21 protein-coding genes (1 of these 21 running past the window's edge) are annotated in these 22,482 nt (G+C 40.0%); 14 read left to right on the forward strand and 7 right to left on the reverse strand.

Features of this window, described 5'->3' with window-relative positions:
* The 5 genes in view from EL081_RS00875 to EL081_RS00895 are tightly spaced (at most 59 nt apart) and all read right to left on the reverse strand, a layout consistent with a single transcriptional unit that may run on beyond the window.
* Positions 1–19: the beginning of a tyrosine-type recombinase/integrase gene (locus tag EL081_RS00875; RefSeq protein WP_126403636.1), read on the reverse strand. 1,115 nt of this gene lie to the left of the window's left edge; only the first 19 of its 1,134 coding nucleotides appear in the window; it begins with the start codon at positions 17–19; the stop codon falls past the left edge of the window.
* A gap of 3 nt (positions 20–22) precedes the next feature.
* Positions 23–217 carry a DUF3173 domain-containing protein gene (locus EL081_RS00880; protein WP_000598356.1) on the reverse strand — a complete coding sequence of 65 codons (195 nt, stop codon included), beginning with the start codon at positions 215–217 and terminating at the stop codon, positions 23–25.
* 59 nt (positions 218–276) lie between these two features.
* Entirely contained in the window at positions 277–663 is a 387-nt protein-coding gene (locus tag EL081_RS00885) for a hypothetical protein (protein ID WP_126403637.1), read from the reverse strand.
* Positions 664–665: 2 nt separating this feature from the next.
* Complete coding sequence (locus EL081_RS00890) at positions 666–1,862, reverse strand: replication initiation factor domain-containing protein (protein WP_126403638.1); 1,197 nt, start codon at positions 1,860–1,862, stop codon at positions 666–668.
* Between the two features lie 40 nt (positions 1,863–1,902).
* Positions 1,903–2,376, reverse strand: coding sequence for a hypothetical protein (locus EL081_RS00895; protein WP_126403639.1), 474 nt, complete (start codon positions 2,374–2,376; stop codon positions 1,903–1,905).
* 320 nt (positions 2,377–2,696) lie between these two features.
* Here EL081_RS00895 and EL081_RS00900 point away from each other — a divergent pair, with 320 nt between their 5' ends.
* The 4 genes from EL081_RS00900 to merA all read left to right on the forward strand — a co-directional run bounded on the left by EL081_RS00900 (position 2,697) and on the right by merA (position 6,381).
* Entirely contained in the window at positions 2,697–3,149 is a 453-nt protein-coding gene (locus tag EL081_RS00900) for a helix-turn-helix domain-containing protein (RefSeq protein ID WP_126403640.1), read from the forward strand.
* Positions 3,150–3,246: 97 nt separating this feature from the next.
* On the forward strand, positions 3,247–3,867 hold the full coding sequence (locus tag EL081_RS00905) for a tetratricopeptide repeat protein (protein ID WP_003009660.1): 621 nt from the start codon (positions 3,247–3,249) through the stop codon (positions 3,865–3,867).
* A 197-nt stretch (positions 3,868–4,064) separates the two neighbouring features.
* Positions 4,065–4,457 carry an Hg(II)-responsive transcriptional regulator gene (merR, locus tag EL081_RS00910; RefSeq protein ID WP_126403641.1) on the forward strand — a complete coding sequence of 131 codons (393 nt, stop codon included), beginning with the start codon at positions 4,065–4,067 and terminating at the stop codon, positions 4,455–4,457.
* A 28-nt stretch (positions 4,458–4,485) separates the two neighbouring features.
* Positions 4,486–6,381 (forward strand): mercury(II) reductase, encoded by a 1,896-nt coding sequence (gene merA, locus EL081_RS00915; RefSeq protein WP_126403642.1) that lies wholly within the window; start codon positions 4,486–4,488, stop codon positions 6,379–6,381.
* A gap of 363 nt (positions 6,382–6,744) precedes the next feature.
* Here merA and EL081_RS00920 read toward each other — a convergent pair whose 3' ends face one another.
* Positions 6,745–7,218 carry an HXXEE domain-containing protein gene (locus EL081_RS00920; RefSeq protein ID WP_049522734.1) on the reverse strand — a complete coding sequence of 158 codons (474 nt, stop codon included), beginning with the start codon at positions 7,216–7,218 and terminating at the stop codon, positions 6,745–6,747.
* 853 nt (positions 7,219–8,071) lie between these two features.
* Here EL081_RS00920 and EL081_RS00930 point away from each other — a divergent pair.
* The 5 genes from EL081_RS00930 (at position 8,072) to EL081_RS00950 (ending at position 12,176) form a co-directional block, all read left to right on the forward strand.
* Positions 8,072–8,509 (forward strand): zinc-dependent MarR family transcriptional regulator, encoded by a 438-nt coding sequence (locus tag EL081_RS00930; RefSeq protein WP_006595170.1) that lies wholly within the window; start codon positions 8,072–8,074, stop codon positions 8,507–8,509.
* On the forward strand, positions 8,509–9,213 hold the full coding sequence (locus tag EL081_RS00935; RefSeq protein WP_126403643.1) for a metal ABC transporter ATP-binding protein: 705 nt from the start codon (positions 8,509–8,511) through the stop codon (positions 9,211–9,213). Before EL081_RS00930 ends, EL081_RS00935 begins: the two co-directional genes overlap by 1 nt.
* Positions 9,206–10,009 carry a metal ABC transporter permease gene (locus EL081_RS00940; protein ID WP_125374845.1) on the forward strand — a complete coding sequence of 268 codons (804 nt, stop codon included), beginning with the start codon at positions 9,206–9,208 and terminating at the stop codon, positions 10,007–10,009. Before EL081_RS00935 ends, EL081_RS00940 begins: the two co-directional genes overlap by 8 nt.
* An 8-nt stretch (positions 10,010–10,017) precedes the next feature.
* Positions 10,018–11,517 (forward strand): zinc ABC transporter substrate-binding protein AdcA, encoded by a 1,500-nt coding sequence (locus EL081_RS00945; protein ID WP_126403644.1) that lies wholly within the window; start codon positions 10,018–10,020, stop codon positions 11,515–11,517.
* Between the two features lie 113 nt (positions 11,518–11,630).
* Positions 11,631–12,176 carry a DUF6287 domain-containing protein gene (locus EL081_RS00950; RefSeq protein ID WP_126403645.1) on the forward strand — a complete coding sequence of 182 codons (546 nt, stop codon included), beginning with the start codon at positions 11,631–11,633 and terminating at the stop codon, positions 12,174–12,176.
* Positions 12,177–12,229: 53 nt separating this feature from the next.
* Here the strand turns inward: EL081_RS00950 and EL081_RS00955 are convergent, their stop codons facing one another.
* The gene (locus EL081_RS00955) at positions 12,230–14,308 is read right to left on the reverse strand and encodes a GH92 family glycosyl hydrolase (protein ID WP_126403646.1); all 2,079 of its coding nucleotides are present in this window, start codon (positions 14,306–14,308) and stop codon (positions 12,230–12,232) included.
* A gap of 193 nt (positions 14,309–14,501) precedes the next feature.
* Here EL081_RS00955 and EL081_RS00960 point away from each other — a divergent pair, with 193 nt between their 5' ends.
* The 5 genes from EL081_RS00960 (at position 14,502) to EL081_RS00980 (ending at position 22,473) form a co-directional block, all read left to right on the forward strand.
* Positions 14,502–15,782 (forward strand): glycoside hydrolase family 125 protein, encoded by a 1,281-nt coding sequence (locus tag EL081_RS00960; protein ID WP_126403647.1) that lies wholly within the window; start codon positions 14,502–14,504, stop codon positions 15,780–15,782.
* Between the two features lie 76 nt (positions 15,783–15,858).
* The gene (locus tag EL081_RS00965) at positions 15,859–18,504 is read left to right on the forward strand and encodes an alpha-mannosidase (protein WP_126403648.1); all 2,646 of its coding nucleotides are present in this window, start codon (positions 15,859–15,861) and stop codon (positions 18,502–18,504) included.
* Between the two features lie 84 nt (positions 18,505–18,588).
* Positions 18,589–19,458 (forward strand): ROK family protein, encoded by an 870-nt coding sequence (locus tag EL081_RS00970; RefSeq protein WP_126403649.1) that lies wholly within the window; start codon positions 18,589–18,591, stop codon positions 19,456–19,458.
* Positions 19,452–21,332, forward strand: coding sequence for a beta-N-acetylhexosaminidase (locus EL081_RS00975; protein WP_126403650.1), 1,881 nt, complete (start codon positions 19,452–19,454; stop codon positions 21,330–21,332). Before EL081_RS00970 ends, EL081_RS00975 begins: the two co-directional genes overlap by 7 nt.
* Before the next feature lie 211 nt (positions 21,333–21,543).
* A complete protein-coding gene (locus EL081_RS00980; RefSeq protein WP_126403651.1) occupies positions 21,544–22,473 on the forward strand; it encodes an ABC transporter permease in 930 nt (309 codons plus the stop codon).
* Positions 22,474–22,482 lie beyond the last annotated feature (9 nt).

The following is a 22,482-nucleotide window of genomic DNA, read 5'->3' on the forward strand; positions in this document are numbered from 1 at the left end:
TAGTTTTACGAATAGTCATTCATTATGCTTCTTTCTGGAGTTCAATTCCTAGTAGTTCTTCAGCGACACTGGCTGGAATTGTACCAATCCGTTTGTTATCGTAGATATTAAAACCACGATTCACTAATAGTAATTTGCCAGTATGGATAATCTTTCTTGCAGTTCCTGGAGCAAATCCAAGTTCGATAAGGTCATCTTTTGTTACAGTTTTAATCATGTGATCTCCTTTTCTAATTAGATTAAGTAAGGGGAGGATTAACTCCCCTTGTATTTTACTTATTTTTGTTTTACATCTACTAAATGGATAGCATCCGCCTTGTAATACATTGTCGTGCTAATCATAGTAGCTTGTAAATTGTCAAATGTAACTGGTACTTCATCCATTGCTTGGATATAGTCATTATCAACCAAGGCATCAGGCTTGTCTACTGAGACTTGGGTTGATTTCTTTTTGAATTGTCCATCCTTGATTGTTACATTGTATTTCCAACCAATGATTTTATCGGTATTAAAACGTCTTTCGCTACCATCTCGGTTTTTGATAATTTCTCCGTTTGCATCAGCTCGGACTTCCGTTTCAAATTTTGGAATGACTTCATCCAATTCAAATTTTGTTCCAATGTTATTAAAATTCCAGTCATTTTGTGAAAGCATTTTTGCCATAGTTAATTTCTCCTTTTGATATTTTCTTTGATTGTGGGGATCAAATCCTCTCTTTTAAAGAGTATTGCCCTTTCTATTAATCCACTTGCTAAATCTGGTGGATATTCCATATTATTGAGTGCAAGATAGTTAGATTTCTCATACTCATGCAGTAAATTATTGTCGTATAGAAATTTATACGCTTTTAGAATAGCCCCTGAACCTTTATAAGTAAACCATTCTAATTTTTGTTCTAGTTCTGTTTTTGATTTTGAAATAATGATAGAGACAGGTTTTGAGTGACCTAAAAACTTTTCCCAAGATCTCAAAGGTTTTGAGAAGTGACTATCACTATAGAACCTCACTTTTTCCTTGAGATATCCCTTGGTAAAGTTGAGAAGGTCTATTTCTGAATGCAACCATTCTTGAATGAAGTAGTGAGCTTTTTCTTTCCTAAGTTCTAACTCAGTTCTTATCCAATTTTCTATAAATCGCTTGCTGATGCCGAGCTTCTCAGCTCGTTCTAAGCGTTTATCGTAAATTCTAAGTCTTTCATCATCATTGGGTTTTCTCAAATATAAGGTTTGACCGATTGTTTCATCTCCGTAGGTATTGTAGTAAGTGCTTTTTCCATATATAAAGCGTTTCTTCTGACAAATCTTTAGAAGCTGATTAGGAGTGAAATAGGGTGTTTCATTAAAATCATCTATTGCAATATCAATTCGTCTTACTGAAAACTGATTGTAATTGTAGTAGAGGTTGTTCAGAAACTGTCTTTCGGACAGACTATTTGGATCTAATACCATATCTCTAAAGAACTCGAGTGCCTGTCCTGACATGACAAGCATGTAGGACGACTCTTTCGCTCCATAGTAGATACGGATATTCCCATGATGAAGCTGGCTATCATAGTTATAGTATTTAAGGCTCCCTTTATTCTCAATAAATAGGTCATAATCAAGAAATAGAATGTCTTCGATTATTTCTCTTGGCGAAAATTCAGTCTTATCAAACTGAATTTGAATCCAGTCAAATACAGAACGTAAATGTTCATTTTTTGCCATAGATTTTGATTCAACTTTTTGCCTAATTTTGCCACTCTTAAAATCTCCGAAACCCTTGGAAATACTGAATTCTTTCGATGGTACACCTAACTTGCAGAGGGTGGTGTTACTACACACCCTATCGGTCAAAAATGGTCCGTCCGCATCTACGCTCATTTTCGGCTTTCTGCCTCATGGCTCAGCCGAAAACTCGCTATTAGCCGAACCTATTTTTTGACCTCTTGTTAACAAACCCTAGTAAGCCGGTTTGCATCGACTCTTCAATATCTTGGATTTTCTTTTTTAGGTTGGAATTCTCAATTTTTATCAGTCGCATTTCTCGCTTAAATTCCTGTTTTAAGGCGCTCAGTTCATCGTAGAGCTCATCTATCACTTGGTTTAGGGATTCATGCTCATTGTCTGCTAGACTCCCAAATACGGCTTGTATAGCCTCTTTGAGACCTATTTCAAGTTTTAGGTTAGCTAACTTTTGAAATTGTCTAAGGTCTTCGTCTGTAAAGTCATAGGCAACTGTATAACTTAATTGATGAGTTCTGGGATTTCTACTGATAGGAACTTTAATTTTCTTAAATTCCTTGCCACTTATCTCTTTAATCAGTTGAATCCAATTTTTAAGAGTAGAGGTAGAGTTTAGGCCAGAAATTTGATTGACTAACTCTTTATTGGTCATCTTTTTGTGAAACCTCCGAAATTTTCTTGTGCAACTGAAGAGTTTTCTGTGGTATAATTGTTACATAATATGTTTTGATCTTGGAACGAACGGCACATTTGTTTCAAGATTTTTTTATTTTGTCGAATCCTACCTCCTTTATTAAAATTTTTTAAATCGACTACTAGTTACATACGCTTTTACCTCCTTTTATGCTATAATATTCTCAATGGAATATTTAATCTCAAAATAAATATTCCTTATGGAATAATTCTATTTTATACCGTTTAGAATATTTTGTCAAGACAAAATATACAGAATCGAATATTGAAGAGGAAACAATGTTTAATAATAATTCTTTTGGAGATCGTCTTAAGGAACTGAGAAAGAGTAAGAAATTAACTCAGGTACAAGTTTCTGAGATGATTGATGTACAACAAGGTACTTATTCTCGTTGGGAAAACGGAACTTTAGAGCCTAATTTAGAAGCGGTTGTCAAATTAGCAAAATTATTTGATACCACGACCGACTATTTATTAGGAAAAACGACTTACAGTACTCTAGATGTTGTCCCGCATCCAATCACTAAAATTGATTTGAAAAAATTAAAAGAGTTTAATAAAACAGAACTAAATGATCTGAAGTTTGCTATTGTCATGCATGGGATAAAAAATCATTTTACTGCATTTGACTATATGGACGAGCTAGTCTCTGAATATAATTTAGATGAAGAAGAGCAAGAAATCTTGCAAACTCTCTTTAAAGAGGTTTATGATTATTTTAATGCAGATTGATGGTTTATTTGATTAAGTTTCAATAGGTAGAGATTAGTATATTCTTGTTGGATAATTTTATTTAATGAAGGTTGTTTATAGTTGAAAGGGGAAATAGATGGTCTCTAAAATTGATACAGCTTGGGACTTATTTCTGGAGGGAAAAACATCAGAAGCTAAAAAGTTGGTTGAACAAGATTTTTCCATTGATACCTGTACAGATTTTAGTCTTTTAAATCTGATGGGATATTTATTGTTAGCAGAAAAAGACTATGCCTCGTGTACCCATATCTTTGAGAAATACATTTTATTAGCTCAACAAAATGAAGATAAAGAACATGAACATATTGGCTTACATCAATTAGCGATGATCTACAGAGATCAGGGTGATTTTCATAAGGCTTTAAAGCTCATTGAAGATGAAGAGAAGATAATTGAAGAGCATTTTCCCAATGATAATCTAAAGAAAGCTATAAATAACTACGAACAAGGCTATGTGAGATTGAAATTAAACAATCTTGATGAAGCTCTTACATTCATGAATCTGTCACTGGAACAATCTTTAGAGACTGATGATGTGATTTCTCAGGCTTGTAGCTACAGAGGGTTAGGTGAGATCTATTTAGCCTTGGAAGATAAAGGATTAGCCAACACACATTTCAAACGAGCTATAGAACTTTTCGAAAGCGTTGATGAGTCTGAAGGAATAAAAGAAATTGAGGGTCTTCGGAATATATAGTGGAATTACTTTCTTAATAGTTTAAAAACAACTGGTGTTTAAATCGGATTTTCTGGTGGGATGTTAGGATAATCAATGGTATTATATAAAAGTATCAATCACATACGAGTGATACTTTGGGAAAAAAATAAAATAGTCCAATTTACTTGACCGTGTACTATGGTACATGGTTTATAATATTCAGGGGGTGAAATAAGATGATTTATCGCATTAGTGAGTTTGCAGATAAATGTGGAGTTAATAAAGAAACGATCAGATATTACGAGCGAAAAAATTTATTACAAGAACCTCACCGAACGGAAGCTGGTTATCGGATATATTCATATGATGACGTTAAGCGTGTTGGGTTTATTAAACGAATACAGGAACTTGGTTTCTCTTTAAGCGAGATTTATAAATTACTTGGTGTTGTAGATAAAGATGAAGTTCGTTGTCAAGATATGTTCGAATTTGTTTCTAAAAAACAAAAGGAAGTGCAAAAACAAATAGAGGATTTAAAACGAATTGAAACTATGTTAGACGACTTAAAACAACGATGTCCAGATGACAAGCAATTACATTCGTGTCCAATAATAGAAACATTAACATGAGAGATTAATTAACGAAAGGAGCTTTTTTATGAATAAATTTAAGGTAAACATTTCAGGAATGACTTGTACGGGTTGTGAAAAACACGTAGAATCAGCACTTGAAAAGATAGGTGCTAAAAATATTGAGTCTAGTTATCGTCGTGGTGAAGCAGTATTTGAACTGTCCGATGATATTGAGGTTGAAAGTGCAATAAAGGCGATTGCTGACGCAAATTATCACCCGGGCGAAGCAGAAGAATTTCAATCGGAACAAAAGACGAATTTATTGAAAAAATATCGGCTAAACGTTGAAGGAATGACCTGCACTGGTTGTGAAGAACATATTGCGGTTGCTCTTGAAAATGCAGGTGCAAAAGGGATTGAAGTAGACTTTCATCGCGGAGAAGCACTGTTTGAACTACCGTATGATGTAGACATTGATATCGCGAAAACAGCGATTACTGACGCACAATATCAACCGGGCGAAGCAGAAGAAATACAAGTGCAATCGGAAAAAAGGACAGATGTAAGTTTAAATGATGAAGGTAACTATGATTATGATTACATCATCATCGGTTCTGGTGGAGCTGCCTTTTCATCTGCCATTGAAGCCGTTACTTTGAACGCAAAAGTGGCTATGATTGAGCGTGGAACGGTGGGTGGAACTTGCGTTAATGTCGGATGCGTTCCTTCTAAGACCTTATTAAGAGCAGGGGAAATCAATCATCTAGCAAAAAATAATCCATTTGTGGGATTACACACTTCGGCTTCAAATGTTGATTTAGCGCCATTAGTAAAACAAAAGAATGATTTAGTAACCGAGATGCGAAATGAAAAATATGTGAATTTAATTGATGATTATGGTTTTGAATTAATAAAAGGTGAAGCAAAATTCGTAAATGAAAATACAGTTGAAGTAAATGGCAATCAAATCACAGCCAAAAGATTTTTAATAGCTACAGGTGCTTCTTCAACTGCACCTAATATTCCCGGATTAGATGAAGTAGATTATTTAACAAGCACTAGCTTATTGGAATTAAAGAAGGTTCCAAATCGTCTTACCGTAATTGGTTCAGGATATATCGGCATGGAATTAGGACAACTATTTCATAACCTCGGGTCAGAAGTCACTTTGATTCAAAGAAGCGAGCGTCTATTAAAAGAATACGATCCTGAAATTTCAGAAGCCATTACTAAGGCCTTAACAGAACAGGGAATTAATTTAGTAACAGGTGCAACCTATGAACGAGTTGAGCAAGATGGAGACATTAAAAAAGTTCATGTTGAGATAAATGGTAAAAAGCGAATTATTGAAGCAGAACAATTGCTAATTGCCACTGGAAGAAAACCAAATACAGAATCATTAAACTTACATGCAGCAGGCGTTGAAGTTGGTTCCCGTGGTGAAATTGTCATTGATGATTATCTTAAAACGACCAATTCCCGAATTTATTCAGCTGGAGATGTCACTCTCGGTCCCCAATTTGTTTATGTAGCTGCTTATGAAGGTGGACTTGCTGCTCGTAATGCAATCGGAGGACTAAATCAAAAGGTCAATTTAGAAGTGGTTCCAGGCGTTACGTTTACTTCTCCATCGATTGCAACGGTTGGTTTAACGGAGCAACAGGCAAAAGAAAAAGGATATGAAGTGAAAACATCGGTATTGCCGTTGGATGCTGTTCCAAGAGCGCTCGTTAATCGGGAAACAACAGGTGTTTTCAAATTAGTGGCAGACGCGAAAACATTGAAAGTGTTAGGGGCGCATGTAGTGGCAGAAAACGCAGGAGACGTAATTTATGCAGCAACATTAGCTGTGAAATTCGGTTTAACTGTTGGAGATCTGAGAGAAACGATGGCTCCATATCTAACAATGGCAGAAGGATTGAAGCTGGCTGTCCTAACTTTTGATAAAGATGTTTCGAAATTATCTTGCTGTGCAGGCTAAGGGAACTTTTTTACAACTCCCTATTCAAGTGAACCAGCTAATGCTTTAAGGGATTTTCTAAGTGCATTTGTGGTCACAAAAATAATTTAACACTGATGATTTCGACATTACAGACAACTTAGGTGTCGATTTTTCCACACTTATTAAGAATTTGGAGAAGGGTGATTTATAAGCCCTTTTCCACCATAAAATCCGAATACCCGAAATTGAAAAATTAATGACTTGAAAGTAAAAACTAAGTTCTATACTGTCCAAAAACGTTATAATTTGTCTAAAGGACTTAGCTCTGTATTGTGCAGGGCTAAGTCCTTATTTTTGTATCTATTAGTTAAAAAAATTAGTAAAAATTTTTTTGTACCAGTACTATCTTTCAGAAAAGAAATTTAATACTTTAAAGCAGAAGATTAGATTTAACATAATAATGATTAATGTTAGAATGGAAGATATGTAGAGTTGTAAATTAATTTGTAAAAGTTGATGAATCAATAATGAACAGTATACTCCTGTTACAATTCCACTTAAAAGACCAGGCACATACTTTCTTAGATAAAGAGTCTGGATAATATGGATTATAATGTGATAGTTATATGCGATGATGATAGTTTGATAAATTGTAAAATTACCCAAATAGAAACTATAGGCAAGCAAACATAGAAGGATTAAAAATTCCTCGAACACAATTAAGTTAAACCTATAAGGAGTATAGAGTTCTTTTAAATTTTTAAATTTCGTATTATCAATCATAGAGGACATAAATTTGGGCATAAGAAGAATCTCTTCCATTTCGTGAATCATAAATAAGCTAGGAAAAAGTAAGTAGAATGCCATTTGATCCATATAATAACCTTCTTTATTAAAAATATCTTTATGTTTGATATTATATCACGAAATGAAAGTTGCTATGTAATATTGACACTAAAGATTACAAAAGCAGTTAATTTATCAGCTATTAGTGACACTACAGCGTGTATCGTTTATAATGGAGAGGATGATAGAAATAATTTTGTTTATTTCAAATTTAAGGAGGTAAGTATGCGAATCGGTATATTTACAGATACGTACTTTCCACAAGTGAGTGGAGTTGCGACTTCAATACGTGTATTAAAAGAGGATTTAGAAAGACAAGGTTCCTCATTTTACTACATACGGAAAGAATTACAGCCGTCGTTTTCAAGATAAAGAGCTCATTTCTGAGATTATTTCACAGGTTCTCAATCAAGTTTTATGTGATGGTTTAATTGATCGTTATCTTTTGTTCTGAATACCTTTGTATGAATATGACCGGTTGGGACATATCCTCTATTCTCTGATGATGCTCTTAGGACGATAAGGTATGAAGTGTTACCAAAAAGTTACTAAAATTTGAAAAATCAGTCTATTTTGCAAGATTCAAAATTCTTAAAACCCTATTAAATCAAGGTTATAAGATTTAAAAAATGTAGTTATGGAACTCAAAATCCAGTGTCCGCAAGGACGTGCCGGTTCGACCCCGGCCGCCGGTATAGTATTAAAGACAAGGTTTTCGGACCTTGTCTTTTTCTTTTATTCGTTAAATTGTTAACGTTCAGTTACTAATTTATTACTAATATTTTTGTCATTGTTTTCTGAAAACACTTTGACTATTTTCCTTTACTGTGTTATAATTAACCGGTAAAGTATTTTTTTTTCGATTAATAGAGAGGATAAACGTATGAAAGTGGCTAATCAGATTGATGAGTTTTTAAATTCTATTTTACTTATTTCTGAGAATCAGCATGAAGTTTTGATTGGTTCCTGTACGAGTGGTTTTTCTTTAACCAATACGCAAGAGCATATTTTAATGTTACTTTCAAAGGACAATTATTCAAATTCTGAGCTAGCTAAATTACTAAATGTCAGTCAAGCTGCTGTGACCAAAGCAGTTAAACAATTACTTTCTTTTGGTATGCTGGAAGCTTTGAAAGATGAGAATGATGCTCGTATTGTTTTGTATCGGTTAACAGATTTAGGTCGTCCGGTTGCTGAAGAACATTCTCATCATCATGATCATACATTGGCTGTTTATAATCAAGTTTTGAGTGAATTTTCTCAAGAAGAACAAATGGTTATTTCTAAATTTCTATCGCGCTTATTGGAGGATCTTCGTTAATGCGTTATATTACTGTTAAAGATCTTTCTTTTTATTATGATCATGAGCCTGTTCTTGAAGGAGTTAATTACTACTTGGACAGTGGTGAGTTTGTGACGCTGACTGGTGAGAATGGTGCAGCCAAATCTACTTTGATTAAGGCAAGTCTTGGTATTTTGAAACCTAAGATGGGTACTGTTGAAATTTCCAAGGATAATGTAGCTGGAAAGAAATTACGTATTGCCTATCTTCCGCAACAGATTGCTAGCTTCAATGCAGGTTTTCCCAGTTCTGTTTATGAGTTTGTTAAATCAGGTCGTTATCCTCGCAAAGGATGGTTTCGTCGCTTGAATCATCATGATGAGGAACATATTTTAGCTAGTTTAACGGCTGTTGGAATGTTAGAGCATCGAGATAAACCTTTAGGAGCTCTATCAGGTGGTCAGAAGCAACGGGCTGTCATTGCAAGAATGTTTGCGTCAGATCCAGATATTTTTGTGTTGGATGAACCAACTACAGGGATGGATGCTGGTAGCAAGGATGAGTTTTATGAATTAATGCACCACAGTGCCCATCACCACGGAAAGGCTGTTTTAATGATCACGCATGATCCTGAAGAAGTGAGTCATTTTGCCGATCGCAATATCCATTTGGTGAGAAAACAAAATTCTCCATGGCGTTGCTTTAATGTCCATGAGAAAGATGGAGGTGAGGAGCATGCTTAGTTTATTTCAATATGACTTTATGCAACGGGCCTTGTTGGCGATGGTTGCCATGAGTCTCTTCTCCCCTATCTTAGGTGTATTTTTGATTTTGCGTCGTCAGAGTTTAATGAGTGATACACTGAGCCACGTCTCTCTATCAGGGGTTGCTTTTGGCCTCTTCCTTGGTTTCTCTCCAACTATTTCTACAGTCATTGTGGTCATCATAGCTGCTGTATTTCTAGAGTACTTACGAACAGTCTATAAAGATTTTATGGAAATTGGGACAGCGATTCTCATGTCGACCGGCTTAGCCTTGGCTTTGGTGATCATGAAGGGTGGCGGTAAAAGTTCCATGAGTTTGGACCAGTACCTATTTGGCTCTACCTTGACCATTACGGATGAGCAAGTGCTTGCTTTGTTTATCATTGCAGCCATTGTTTTAGTTTTAACGATTCTCTTTATTCGTCCCATGTATATCCTTACATTTGATGAGGATACAGCTTATGTAGATGGTTTACCTGTGCGTCTCATGTCTATCTTGTTTAATATTGTGACAGGGGTGGCTATTGCCTTGATGATTCCGGCTGCAGGTTCCTTGTTGGTATCTACTATTATGGTCTTACCAGCTAGTATTGCTTTAAAGCTAGGAAAGACCTTCCGTTCGGTTATGCTTCTGGCAGTGGTCATTGGTTTTGTGGGGATGGTCAGTGGTCTCATTCTTTCTTATTACCCGGATACACCGGTTAGTGCGACCATTACCCTCTTATTTGTATCCTTCTTTTTGCTCTCAAATCTTTTTGTTAAATTTAGAAAATAGGTGATCTTATGAAAAAACTTGTATGGCTCGTGTTAGCCTTTTGTAGTCTTCTTTTAGTAGCTTGTAGTGGTGGTCAAAATCAGTCAGGGAAATTGAAAGTCATGACGACTTTCTATCCTGTATATGAATTTACTAAGCAAGTCGTTGGAGACGAGGGAGATGTGGAGCTCTTGATTGGCTCTGGTTCGGAACCCCATGATTTTGAATTGTCTGCCAAGGGTCGCGCAAAAATCCAAGAGTCAGATGTCTTTGTCTATGAGAACGAGAACATGGAAACTTGGGTGCCTCAGTTGTTGAAATCAATGGATGGCAAGAAAACAAAGGTTGTCAAAGCGACGGAGAATATGCTTCTTTTACCAGGTGGTGAAGAAGAGCATGACCATGAGGGAGGGGAAGAACACCATCATGAGTACGATCCCCATGTCTGGCTTTCTCCACAGAGAGCCATTAAAATGGTAGAAACGATTCGTGATCAACTGGTGAAACAGTACCCAGATAAAAAGGCTAGCTTTACAGCAAATGCGGATGCCTATATTGCCAAGTTGAAAAAATTGGATGACAGTTATACGAAGAGCTTATCTGAAGCGAAACAGAAAAACTTTGTCACTCAACACGCAGCTTTCCGTTATTTGGCCTTGGATTATGGCTTGAATCAAGTCTCTATTTCAGGTTTGTCACCAGATAGTGAACCGTCTGCGACTCGTTTGAGTGAATTGACAGAGTATATCAAGAAGAACGACATCAAGGTCATCTACTTTGAAGAAAATGCTTCTAAATCCTTATCGAAAACCTTATCTGCTGAAACCGGTGTGGATCTAGCTGTTTTGAATCCATTAGAGAGCTTGACAGATGAGCAGATGAAAGATGGTGAAGACTACATCTCTATCATGGGAGCCAACCTCAAATCTTTGGAGTTAACAACGACTCAAGCCGGAAAAGAAATCGCTCCAGAAGAGGAAGAAGACACCAAAACAGTAGCCAATGGCTACTTTGAGGACAGTGATATTAAGGACCGAACTCTTTCAGACTATGCGGGAGACTGGCAGTCTGTGTATCCTTATCTAAAAGATGGAACCTTGGATCAAGTCTTTGACTACAAAGCCAAATTAACTAAGTCCAAAACAGCTGAGGAGTATAAAGCCTACTACACCACAGGTTATAAAACAGATGTCGAACGGATTGTCATTACAGACAAAACCATGACCTTCTATAAGAATGGGGAAGAGAAGAAGTTCGAATACCGCTATGCTGGGAAGCATACACTAACCTATACAAAAGGGAATCGTGGAGTGCGTTATCTCTTTGAAGCAACTGATCCAAATGCGGGTGAATTCAAGTATGTTCAATTCAGTGACCACCAAATTTCTCCTAATAAGGCAGCTCGCTTCCACATTTTCTTCGGTGGGGAAAGTCAAGAGGCTCTTTATAAGGAATTAGAAAATTGGCCTACTTACTACCCAAGTGACTTGACAGGATTTGAAATTGCACAGGAAATGTTAGCCCATTAATCAAATAGAGAAGGAACCAGCTGGTTCCTTTTTTGATAGTAACAGAAACTTGTCAATTTGCTAGAAAAAGGATAAAATAAGGCTTATAGAATAGATTGAATGTGGGGAGATTCATGATGAAAAAGTATCGTTTGCTATTGTTGCTTTCTGCTCTACTGTTTTTCCTTGGATCCTGTGGTGATAAAAAGCAGGAGACAGGATCTGAAAGTAAAGAAAGTACAGTTCGTCAATCGAAGGATAGCGCAGCTACTAGTGAAACAAAGAAAGTTGAGAGCTCTAGTGATAAGAAAGAAAAAACAAAGATGGATATTGAAGCAATCGCTCAAGGGGATTATAGTAGTGTAGCTGGTGTCTGGCAAGATGATAAGGGGAATAAACTCGTCTTTGATCAAAATGGTTTGGTCTCTAACGAATATGAGTCTTATGGCCTCTCTTTGACAGACTATGGAACTGTTTCAGGAGGAGTCTACGGAGGAATCACAGGTGGATTTCTGATGGAATTCATCCCTGCTGGGCTTACGATTGATGATCAAACGGACGAAAATGGAGAGGTCGTCTTCCATGATGATTCTGATGCTAGCAAGGACCGTCTCTGGACCGGAACTGGAATGTACAGTTTTACGGAACAAGGTTCTTTCCTCTATAAGGTCGGCGACTAGCTAGTATATGTGTAATGAAAAAGAATGAAGAGTGTCCTACTCTTCATTCTTTTTTAGATTTTAGGGAGCCAAGAAAGGTGGAAGTCTAACTTCTCTGCTTTTAAGAGGTCTTGGTGCCTCACTCTGTCGATTCTTTTTCCATCAAGGGAAACATCTTGAAGAAAGTGTGCCTGGGCTGTGTGGGCTGTGCTATGGATATGCAGCCATTTTTTCTCTTGAGGGAGATAGAGGCGCAGGTGTTTGAAGAGGGGGATTCCTAGGTCATAGACTGGCTTGCCTGGACAAGTCGGATAGAGTCCCAAAACCGACCAGATATACCAAGAAGATAGACTGCCATTATCTTCATCTCCTGGATAGGCTTGGAAGCTTGGCTGGAAGGCTTCTTTGCGAAGGGCTTGGATCAGGACGCTAGTGTATTCCGGGTGTTGGCTATAGCGAAAGAGATAGGGGATGTGAAAGCTCGGTTGGTTTGAAATGGCAATTTGCCCAAAAGGAGCTTGGGCCATCTCACTCATTTCATGAATTTCGTAGCCATAGCCCGTCACCTCATAATGCGGTGCTTGAGTGGCTAGTCGAGTTAAATAGTGGGTGAAGCCTTCTTCTCCACCAAAAAGTTGCTTGAGGCCCTCGATGTCGTGAAGGGCGCCTAAGGTTGCCTGAATGGCAGAGCACTCTGCATAGTCGCGTCCCCAACTGATGGGCGAGAAGTCTGGTCTAAAATGACCTTTCTTATCTTTGGCCCGAATATAACCTGTTTCTGGATCAAAGAGGGTTCGATAGGAAAGACTAGACTGGGCATATTCTTTGGCCAACTCTTCCTTGCCAAGTAGCTGGGCAGTTTGGGCAATACAAAAGTCGCTATAGGAGAAGTCAATGGTGTGACTCACGCTTTCGTGATAGTCGGTGGATAGATAGCCTAACTCCTGATATTCTTTAGCTCCTCGTCGACCATAATGACCATCTGGATCCTCTTTCCTAGCTGTATCCAACATGGCTTCAAAAAGCTCCGTGTGGAGGTCGGGGGCTAGGCTTTTCTGAATAGCATCTGCAATGACCCCGTCAATGAGGGTTCCAGGCATCATGCCTCTTTCGTCCGGCGCTAGCCATTTAGGGAGGAAACCGGTATCCCGGTAATGGCTGAGGAAGCCTTCGAGAAATTCCTGATAGAGCTCGGGATAGACTAGGCTATAGAGAGGGAAGGTGGTCCGGAAGAGGTCCCAGAAGCCCAAACTAGTGAAGTATTTTCCTTCTTGAATGCGGTTGTGAGCGAAGTCGCGATGGACTGCTTTCCCCTCAGGGGTCACTTCATAACAAGTCTGAGGAAAGAGCAGACTACGGTAGAGACAGTGATCGAAAAAGGTTCGATCCTCTCCACCTGTATCTAAAATTTCAAATCGGTCCATTAGCTCTTGCCACTGGTGGCTGACTTCTTCTTTTATCTCTTCAAAGCTAGCTTTAGGGAGGTGAGATTTGGCCAACTCAGAGTTAATAAAGGAAGTGCCTAATCGAGCTTCCAGCGTGGGGCTGTCAAACTCTAGGATCAAATCTTGACCCAGCCAGTGAGTTCGGGTGATAGCTTGGTCGAATTTGAAATGAAGATAGAAAGGAAAGTCTTGTTGGTCTGTATGATTTTGGTCTAGGATGTGGAAGTGAAGATCCGTTTCTCCGAATTTCACCTCAGTTAGTCCATTGGGACAGTGCAAGGCAAGCGCTAGTGTAGACGGCCCTTTAAAGCGAAGGAAGGCTCCATAAAGGCTTGGCGTCACCTCTGAGTGGATTTGATAGCGCTCTGAGGTGAGGGCTAAATAATGGGGCTGAAAGATAGCTTCTTGGATCCGGTAACTGCTCTGTCTAAAATAGAGGTCTTCTTGACTCGGAATATCTGTTAGTGGGGTAAGGAGACACCAAGAAAAATCCCCAATCCAAGGGCTAGGCTGATGGGTCAAGCGGATGCCTTGAAAGATTGGAAGGTTGGGGTTGAAAAACCAAGCACCCTGTTCATGTGTCGTCTGTGGGAGAAAATAATTCATCCCAAAAGGAACTCCTGTGTAAGGGAGGGTGTTGCCGTTGGAATAAGCTGAGTGATTGTCTGTTCCTAAGCGGGTATCAATGCGAGTAATATCGGTCTTCATGCGGGACCTCCTATTTCATACTAGAGTCTTCAAGCCCTTTTCTTTCTTTATTTTAGCAGAAGCTACTCAAATCGGAAAGTCTTTTTCAAAACTAGAAAAGTTTGTAGAAAAAGGGCTATAATTTGCGTATGTATTTCCCCTTTGAAATCTTTTATACTGAATAGGAAAGAATCGACGAGTGTGAGGAAAACAAATGACCTATTCAAAAGAAATCGTTAGAGAATGGTTGGATCAAGTAGCAGAACGTGCTAAGGATTACCCTGAATGGGTAGATGTCTTTGAGCGTTGCTATACAGACACTTTAGACAATACCGTTGAAATCTTAGAAGATGGCTCAACTTTTGTACTGACGGGAGATATCCCAGCTATGTGGTTGCGTGACTCAACGGCTCAATTGAGACCTTATCTTCATGTGGCTAAAAGAGATCCTCTCTTGCGTCAGACCATTGCAGGTCTGGTCAAACGTCAGGTGACATTGATCCTCAAGGATCCCTATGCTAATTCCTTCAATATTGAAGAGAACTGGAAGGGTCACCACGAAACAGATCATACAGACCTCAATGGCTGGATTTGGGAACGCAAGTATGAAGTGGATTCGCTTTGCTATCCCTTGCAATTAGCTTATCTCCTTTGGAGAGAAACTGGTGAGACTAGCCAATTTGATGAAACTTTTGTTACGGCGACCAAGGAGATCCTTCATCTCTGGACGGTGGAGCAAGACCACAATAACTCACCATACCGTTTCGTCCGTGATACCGATCGTAAGGAAGATACCTTGGTAAATGATGGTTTTGGCCCTGACTTTGCTGTGACAGGCATGACCTGGTCAGCCTTTCGTCCGAGTGATGATTGTTGTCAATATAGCTACTTGATTCCGTCCAATATGTTTGCAGTCGTTGTCTTAGGTTATGTCCAAGAAATCTTTGCTACATTGAATCTAGCTGATAGTGAAAGCATCATTGCTGACGCTAAACGTCTGCAGGCTGAGATTCAAGAAGGGATCGAAAATTACGCCTACACGACTAACAGCAAGGGCGAGAAGATCTATGCCTTTGAAGTAGACGGTTTAGGAAATGCTAGCATCATGGACGACCCTAACGTACCAAGTTTGTTAGCTGCTCCCTATCTTGGTTACTGTGATGTGAACGATGAGGTCTATCAAGCCACTCGTCGCACCATTCTCAGCCCTGAAAATCCCTACTTCTACCAAGGAGAATACGCTAGCGGTCTCGGAAGCTCTCATACTTTCTACCGCTATATCTGGCCGATTGCCCTGTCGATCCAAGGTTTAACAGCTACAGATAAAGCTGAGAAGAAATTCTTGCTTGATCAGTTGGTTGCTTGTGATGGTGGTACGGGTGTCATGCACGAAAGCTTCCACGTAGATGATCCGACTAAATACTCGCGCGAATGGTTCTCTTGGGCCAACATGATGTTCTGCGAATTAGTCTTGGATTACTTGGATATTCGTTAATGAGCTGTCGCTCAACAGATTCTTCTAAAGAATCACAAATCTATTTTTAAATTTAAGTTAGAATGAGGTTTTACTCATGGAAAATGTTGTTGTACATATCATCTCTCACAGCCACTGGGATCGTGAGTGGTATCTACCTTTTGAAAGCCACCGCATGCAATTGGTGGAACTGTTTGACAATCTGTTTGATCTTTTTGAAAATGATCCTGAATTCAAGAGCTTCCACTTGGATGGCCAAACGATCGTCCTTGATGACTATTTAGAAATTCGTCCTGAAAACCGTGACAAGGTGCAGCGTTATATCGACGAAGGCAAACTCAAGATTGGACCCTTCTATATCTTGCAGGATGATTACTTGATTTCCAGTGAAGCTAACGTCCGCAATACCTTGATTGGACAAGCGGAATGTGCCAAATGGGGCAAATCTACGCAGATCGGTTATTTCCCAGATACCTTTGGAAATATGGGACAAGCTCCTCAAATCCTTCAAAAGTCAGGCATTCACGTCGCAGCCTTTGGTCGCGGTGTCAAACCAATCGGATTTGATAACCAAGTCCTCGAAGATGAGCAATTTACCTCTCAATTTTCTGAGATGTACTGGCAAGGGGCAGATGGTAGTCGTGTGCTGGGCATTCTCTTTGCCAACTGGTACAGTAACGGGAATGAAATTCCAGTGGATAAAGACGAAGCCTTGACTTTCTGGAAACAAAAATTGGCGGATGTCCGTGACTATGCATCGACCAACCAATGGTTGATGATGAACGGCTGTGACCACCAACCCGTTCAACGAAACTTGAGTGAAGCCATTCGCGTCGCTAATGAACTCTTCCCTGACGTGACCTTTATTCACAGTTCCTTTGATGACTACGTGCAAGCAGTAGAAAGTGCCCTTCCTGAACAATTATCAACCGTCACAGGTGAGTTGACCAGTCAGGAAACGGATGGTTGGTATACTCTGGCGAATACCTCCTCTTCACGCGTTTACCTCAAACAAGCCTTTCAAGAGAACAGCAATTTGCTAGAGCAAGTGGTGGAACCTTTGACCATCATCACTGGTGGACATAACCACAAGGATCAATTGACCTATGCCTGGAAGACGCTCTTACAAAATGCACCGCATGATAGTATCTGTGGCTGCAGTATTGACGAAGTTCACCGTGAAATGGAAGTTCGTTTTGCCAAGGTCAATCAAGTTGGAAACTTCGTCAAAACCAACCTTTTGAACGAATGGAAAGAGAAACTTGCGACTCAGAAAGCCCAGAGTGAGCATCTCTTTACGGTTATGAACACTGGCTTGCATGGCAAGGTGGATACCGTCAGTACGATTGTCGATGTAGCTGTTTGTCCATTTAAGGAATTGCACCCGACAGAAGGCTTCAAGAAAATGGCCGCTCTGACCTTGCCAGACTATCATGTAGAGGATTTAGATGGGCATCTTGTAGAAGCTGAGATTGAAGACTTGGGGGCAAGCTTTGGCTATACCTTACCTAAGGATAAATTCCGCCAACCCTATATTGCGCGTCAAGTGCGCGTGACGGTTCCAGTTCACCTATCACCTCTTTCTTGGACCACCTTCCAGCTTCTGGAAGGAAAAGCTTCCCATCATGATGGGATTTACCAAAATGGGGTTCTCGATACACCATTCGTAACTCTCAGTATTGATGATGGCTTGACCCTTTACGATAAGACGACTAACGAAGCTTACGAAGACTTCATCCAATTCGAGGATCGTGGGGATATTGGAAATGAGTATATTTACTTCCAACCAAAAGGAACCGAGCCAATCTATGCGGAGCTGAAAAGCCATGAGATCTTGGAAAACAATGCTCGTTATGCCAAAATCTTGCTCAAGCATGACTTAACCATCCCAGTCAGTGCAGATGAAAAATTGGATGCGGAGCAAAGAGGCATTATTGAGTTTATGAACCGAGAGGCAGGTCGTTCAGAAGAGGTGACAACCATCCCTCTTGAAACAGTGATGACCGTCTTTGTGGATGACCCGCAGATTCGCTTCAAGACGCGCTTCACCAATACAGCTAAAGACCACCGTATCCGGCTCTTGGTCAAAACTCATAACACTCGACCAAGTAACGATTCTGAAAGCATCTATGAAGTTGTGACACGGCCAAATAAACCAGCAGCTTCTTGGGAAAATCCTGAAAATCCACAACACCAACAAGCCTTTGTCAGCTTGTATGATGATGTTAAAGGAGTGACAGTATCCAATAAAGGATTGCACGAGTATGAAATTCTTGGAGACGACACCATGGCTGTAACCCTTCTCCGTGCTTCAGGTGAACTCGGTGACTGGGGCTACTTCCCAACACCGGAAGCTCAGTGCTTGCGAGCTATCGAAGTTGAGTTTGCAGTAGAGTGCCACCAAGCTCAGGATCGTTTTTCAGCTTTCCGTCGTGCCAAAGCCTTCCAGGTGCCATTTACAGCTCTTCAAGTTGCAAAACAAGAGGGTAGCGTTGCAGCAACGGGAAGTCTTTTTAACCATCCGGTACTGAACTTGCCACAAGTATGCCCAACAGCCTTTAAAGTTGCTGAAAATGAAGAAGGTTACGTTCTTCGTTACTACAACATGAGCCAAGAAAACGTTCGGGTATCTGAAAAACAACAAACCATTCTTGACTTGCTGGAACGCCCATATCCAGTTCATTCAGGACTATTGGCACCACAAGAAATTCGTACAGAATTGATCAAAAAAGAAGAAATTTAATTTCAAAAAGAAACCATAAACAGAAAGGAGGAGCGAAAAAGTAAGAACAAACTACTGACTCGCTCCTTTTTACAGGTGAAAGCCATGACCCTTGCAACCATTGATATTGGAGGAACTGGGATTAAGTTTGCCAGTCTAACTCCTGATGGAAAGATTTTAGATAAGACCAGCACCCCAACTCCAGAGACTCTGGAAGAGTTGCTAGCTTGGTTAGAGCAACGCTTGTCAGAACGTGACTATCGTGGGATTGCTATGAGTGTGCCAGGAGCCGTTAATCAAGAAACAGGAGTGATTGAAGGAATTAGTGCCATCCCTTACATTCATGGTTTTTCTTGGTATGAGGTCCTTGCTCATCATAAGCTTCCTGTCCATCTAGAAAATGATGCCAACTGTGTTGGACTGAGTGAACTGTTAGCTCATCCTGAAATTGAAAATGCAGCCTGTGTCGTGATTGGTACAGGAATCGGTGGCGCTCTGATTATCAATGGTAAGCTTCACCGCGGTCGTCATGGTTTGGGTGGAGAGTTTGGCTATATGACAACCATCGAACCAGCAGAAAAGCTCAATAACTGGTCACAACTTGCTTCTACAGGAAACATGGTTCGCTACGTCATTGAAAAGTCTGGTCAGTCTGATTGGGACGGACGAAAGATTTACCATGAGGCTGCAGCAGGAAACACCCTCTGCCAAGAAGCCATTGAGCGTATGAATCGTAATCTTGCTCAAGGATTGCTCAATATCCGGTACCTGATTGATCCAGATGTGATTAGCCTAGGTGGTTCTATCAGTCAGAACCCAGATTTTATCAAAGGGGTGCAAAAAGCGGTAGACGCCTTTGTGGAAAGATATGAAGAATATACCATCGCTCCAGTTATTCAAGCCTGCACCTACCAGGCAGATGCCAATCTCTACGGTGCCCTTGTCAACTGGTTACAGGAGGAAAACCAATGGTAAGTTTTACAGGACTTAGTCCCAAACAAGCCCAATCTATCGAAGCATTAAACAATCACATTTCTCTACCAGATGTAGAAGTGGCGGTCGCTCAGTCTGACAAAGCTTCTATCTCTATCGAGGGTGAGAATGGGCAGTATCAACTGACCTACCGCAAACCTCATCAACTCTACCGTGCCTTGTCTGTACTGGCAACAGCTTTAGCAGAAGGGGACAAGGTAGAGATTGAAGAGCAGGCGGCCTATGAAGATTTAGCCTATATGGCAGACTGTTCACGCAATGCCGTGCTCAATGTCACATCTGCCAAGCAGATGATTAAAGTCTTGGCTCTCATGGGCTACTCAAGCTTTGAGCTCTACATGGAAGACACTTATCAAATCGAGGGGCACCCTTACTTTGGTTATTTCCGTGGAGCTTATGCTGCTGAAGAGTTACAGGAAATCGAAGCCTACGCCCAGCAGTTTGACATGACCTTTGTCCCATGTATCCAAACTTTGGCTCACTTATCAGCCTTTGTCAAATGGGGCGTCAAAGAAGTACAAGAACTCCGTGATGTAGAAGACATTCTCCTCATTGGCGAAGAAAAAGTCTATGACCTGATTGATGGCATGTTTGCGACGTTGTCTAAACTACAAACTCGCAAGGTCAATATCGGAATGGACGAAGCCCACTTGGTTGGTTTGGGACGTTACCTTATCCTAAACGGTGTGGTGGATCGTAGTCTTCTTATGTGCCAACACTTGGAGCGCGTGCTGGATATTGCGGACAAGTATGGTTTCCACTGCCAGATGTGGAGCGATATGTTCTTCAAGCTCATGTCAGCAGATGGCCAGTACGATCGTGAGGTAGAAATTCCAGAGGAAACGCGCGTTTATCTTGACCGTCTTAAGGACCGTGTCACCTTGGTTTACTGGGATTATTACCAAGATAGCGAGGAAAAATACAACCGAAACTTCCGTAATCACCACAAGATTAGTCAGGATATCGCCTTTGCAGGTGGTGCTTGGAAATGGATTGGTTTTACACCACACAACCATTTCAGTCGTCTCATTGCAGTAGAAGCCAATAAAGCCTGCCGTGCCAATCAGATCAAGGAAGTCATCGTGACGGGTTGGGGAGATAATGGTGGTGAAACAGCTCAGTTCTCTATTCTACCTAGTTTGCAGATCTGGGCCGAACTCAGCTATCGAAATGATTTAGAGCGTTTGTCTGCTCATTTCAAGATCAATACAGGTCTATCAGTTGAGGACTTTATGCAGCTGGATTTGGCCAACCTCTTACCAGATCTACCAGGAAATCTAAGTGGTATCAATCCTAACCGCTATGTTTTTTATCAGGATGTTCTCTGCCCAATTCTTGACAAGCACATGACACCTGAACAGGACAAACCACACTTTGCCAAAGCAGCTGAGATTTTGTCTGATATTAAAGAAAGAGCAGGCATCTATACTTATCTTTTCGAAACTCAGGCCCAGTTGAATGCTATTTTAAGTGGCAAGGTTGATGTGGGACGACGCATTCGTCAAGCCTATCAAGCAGATGATAAAGAAAGCTTGCAACAAATTGCCAGAGAAGAATTACCAAAATTAAGAAGTAAGATAGAAACCTTCCACAAGCTCTTTAGCCAGCAATGGTTGAAAGAAAACAAGGTCTTTGGTTTGGATACCGTGGATATCCGCATGGGTGGACTCTTACAACGGATTAAGCGAGCAGAAAATCGTATTGAAAACTACCTAGCAGGTGACATTTCTCGTATTGATGAACTAGAAGTAGACATCTTGCCATTTAATGATTTCTATGCAGATAAGGACTTCGCAGCAACGACTGCCAACCAATGGCATACCATTGCAACAGCTTCGACCATTTATACGACCTAATCCAAAAGGCTGTCTTTAAAGAAAATGATGTTGAAGGAGGAGAAAGATGTCCGATGGAGACATTTCTTCTCCTTTTTTCTCCATTTTTAAGGCTATGTCATAAATTTGTAGAATTTTTTCTATAATTAGGAGTTTGAAAAAGTTTTCATAGAGTTTTATAATAAAAAATGTAAACGTTACCAAAAAATAAAATGACAAAGGGGGGAGTCAGATGAAAAAGTTTGTTAAGACCTTGAGAGAAAATCTCATTTTCTTCTTAATGGTTTTACCAGGTGCAGCGTGGTTGATTTTATTCTTCTACATACCTGTTTTGGGAAACGTTGTCGCATTTAAAGACTATCATATCACCGGAGAGGGATTTATTGATAGTGTAATGAAGAGTAAGTGGGTAGGATTTGATAACTTCAAATTCCTCTTTAGTTCTAAAGATGCTTATATCATTACAAGAAATACCGTCCTTTACAACCTAGCCTTTATTTTCTTGGGCTTGATTGTTTCTGTTGGGATTGCCATCATCTTTAGTGAGATGCGTTCCAAACGGTTGGTTAAAGTGTTTCAAACATCAATGTTGTTCCCCTATTTCTTGTCATGGGTTATCATCAGCTTCTTTACAGATGCCTTCTTAAACGTCGATAAAGGCTTGATTAACCACATCTTAACATCACTTGGGATGAAAGGAATCAACTTCTATACAGAGGTTGCCATTTGGCCAGCGCTTCTCCTCTTCTTAGGAATCTGGAAAGGCTTTGGTTATAGCAGTGTTATGTACTATGCAACCATCATGGGAATTGATCCAACCTTCTACGAAGCAGCAACAGTGGATGGAGCATCTAAGTGGCAGCGAATCCGCCACATTACCATTCCTCAGTTGTCTTCCTTGATTACGGTCTTGACTATCCTTGCCATCGGAAATATCTTCCGTGCTGACTTTGGATTGTTCTACCAAATCCCACATAACTCAGGTGCCCTTTATAGTGTGACAAACGTAATTGATGTCTATGTCTACAACGGACTTGCTAAATCAGGAGATATTGCGATGGCCGCAGCGGCTGGTCTTTACCAATCAGTTGTCGGATTGATTCTCGTTTTACTTTCTAATATTGTAGCACGTCGGATTGATAAGAATGCAGCACTCTTCTAGAAAGGAGGA

Origin of the sequence: Streptococcus viridans (genome assembly GCF_900636365.1) — a bacterium.
GTDB lineage: Bacteria > Bacillota > Bacilli > Lactobacillales > Streptococcaceae > Streptococcus > Streptococcus viridans_A.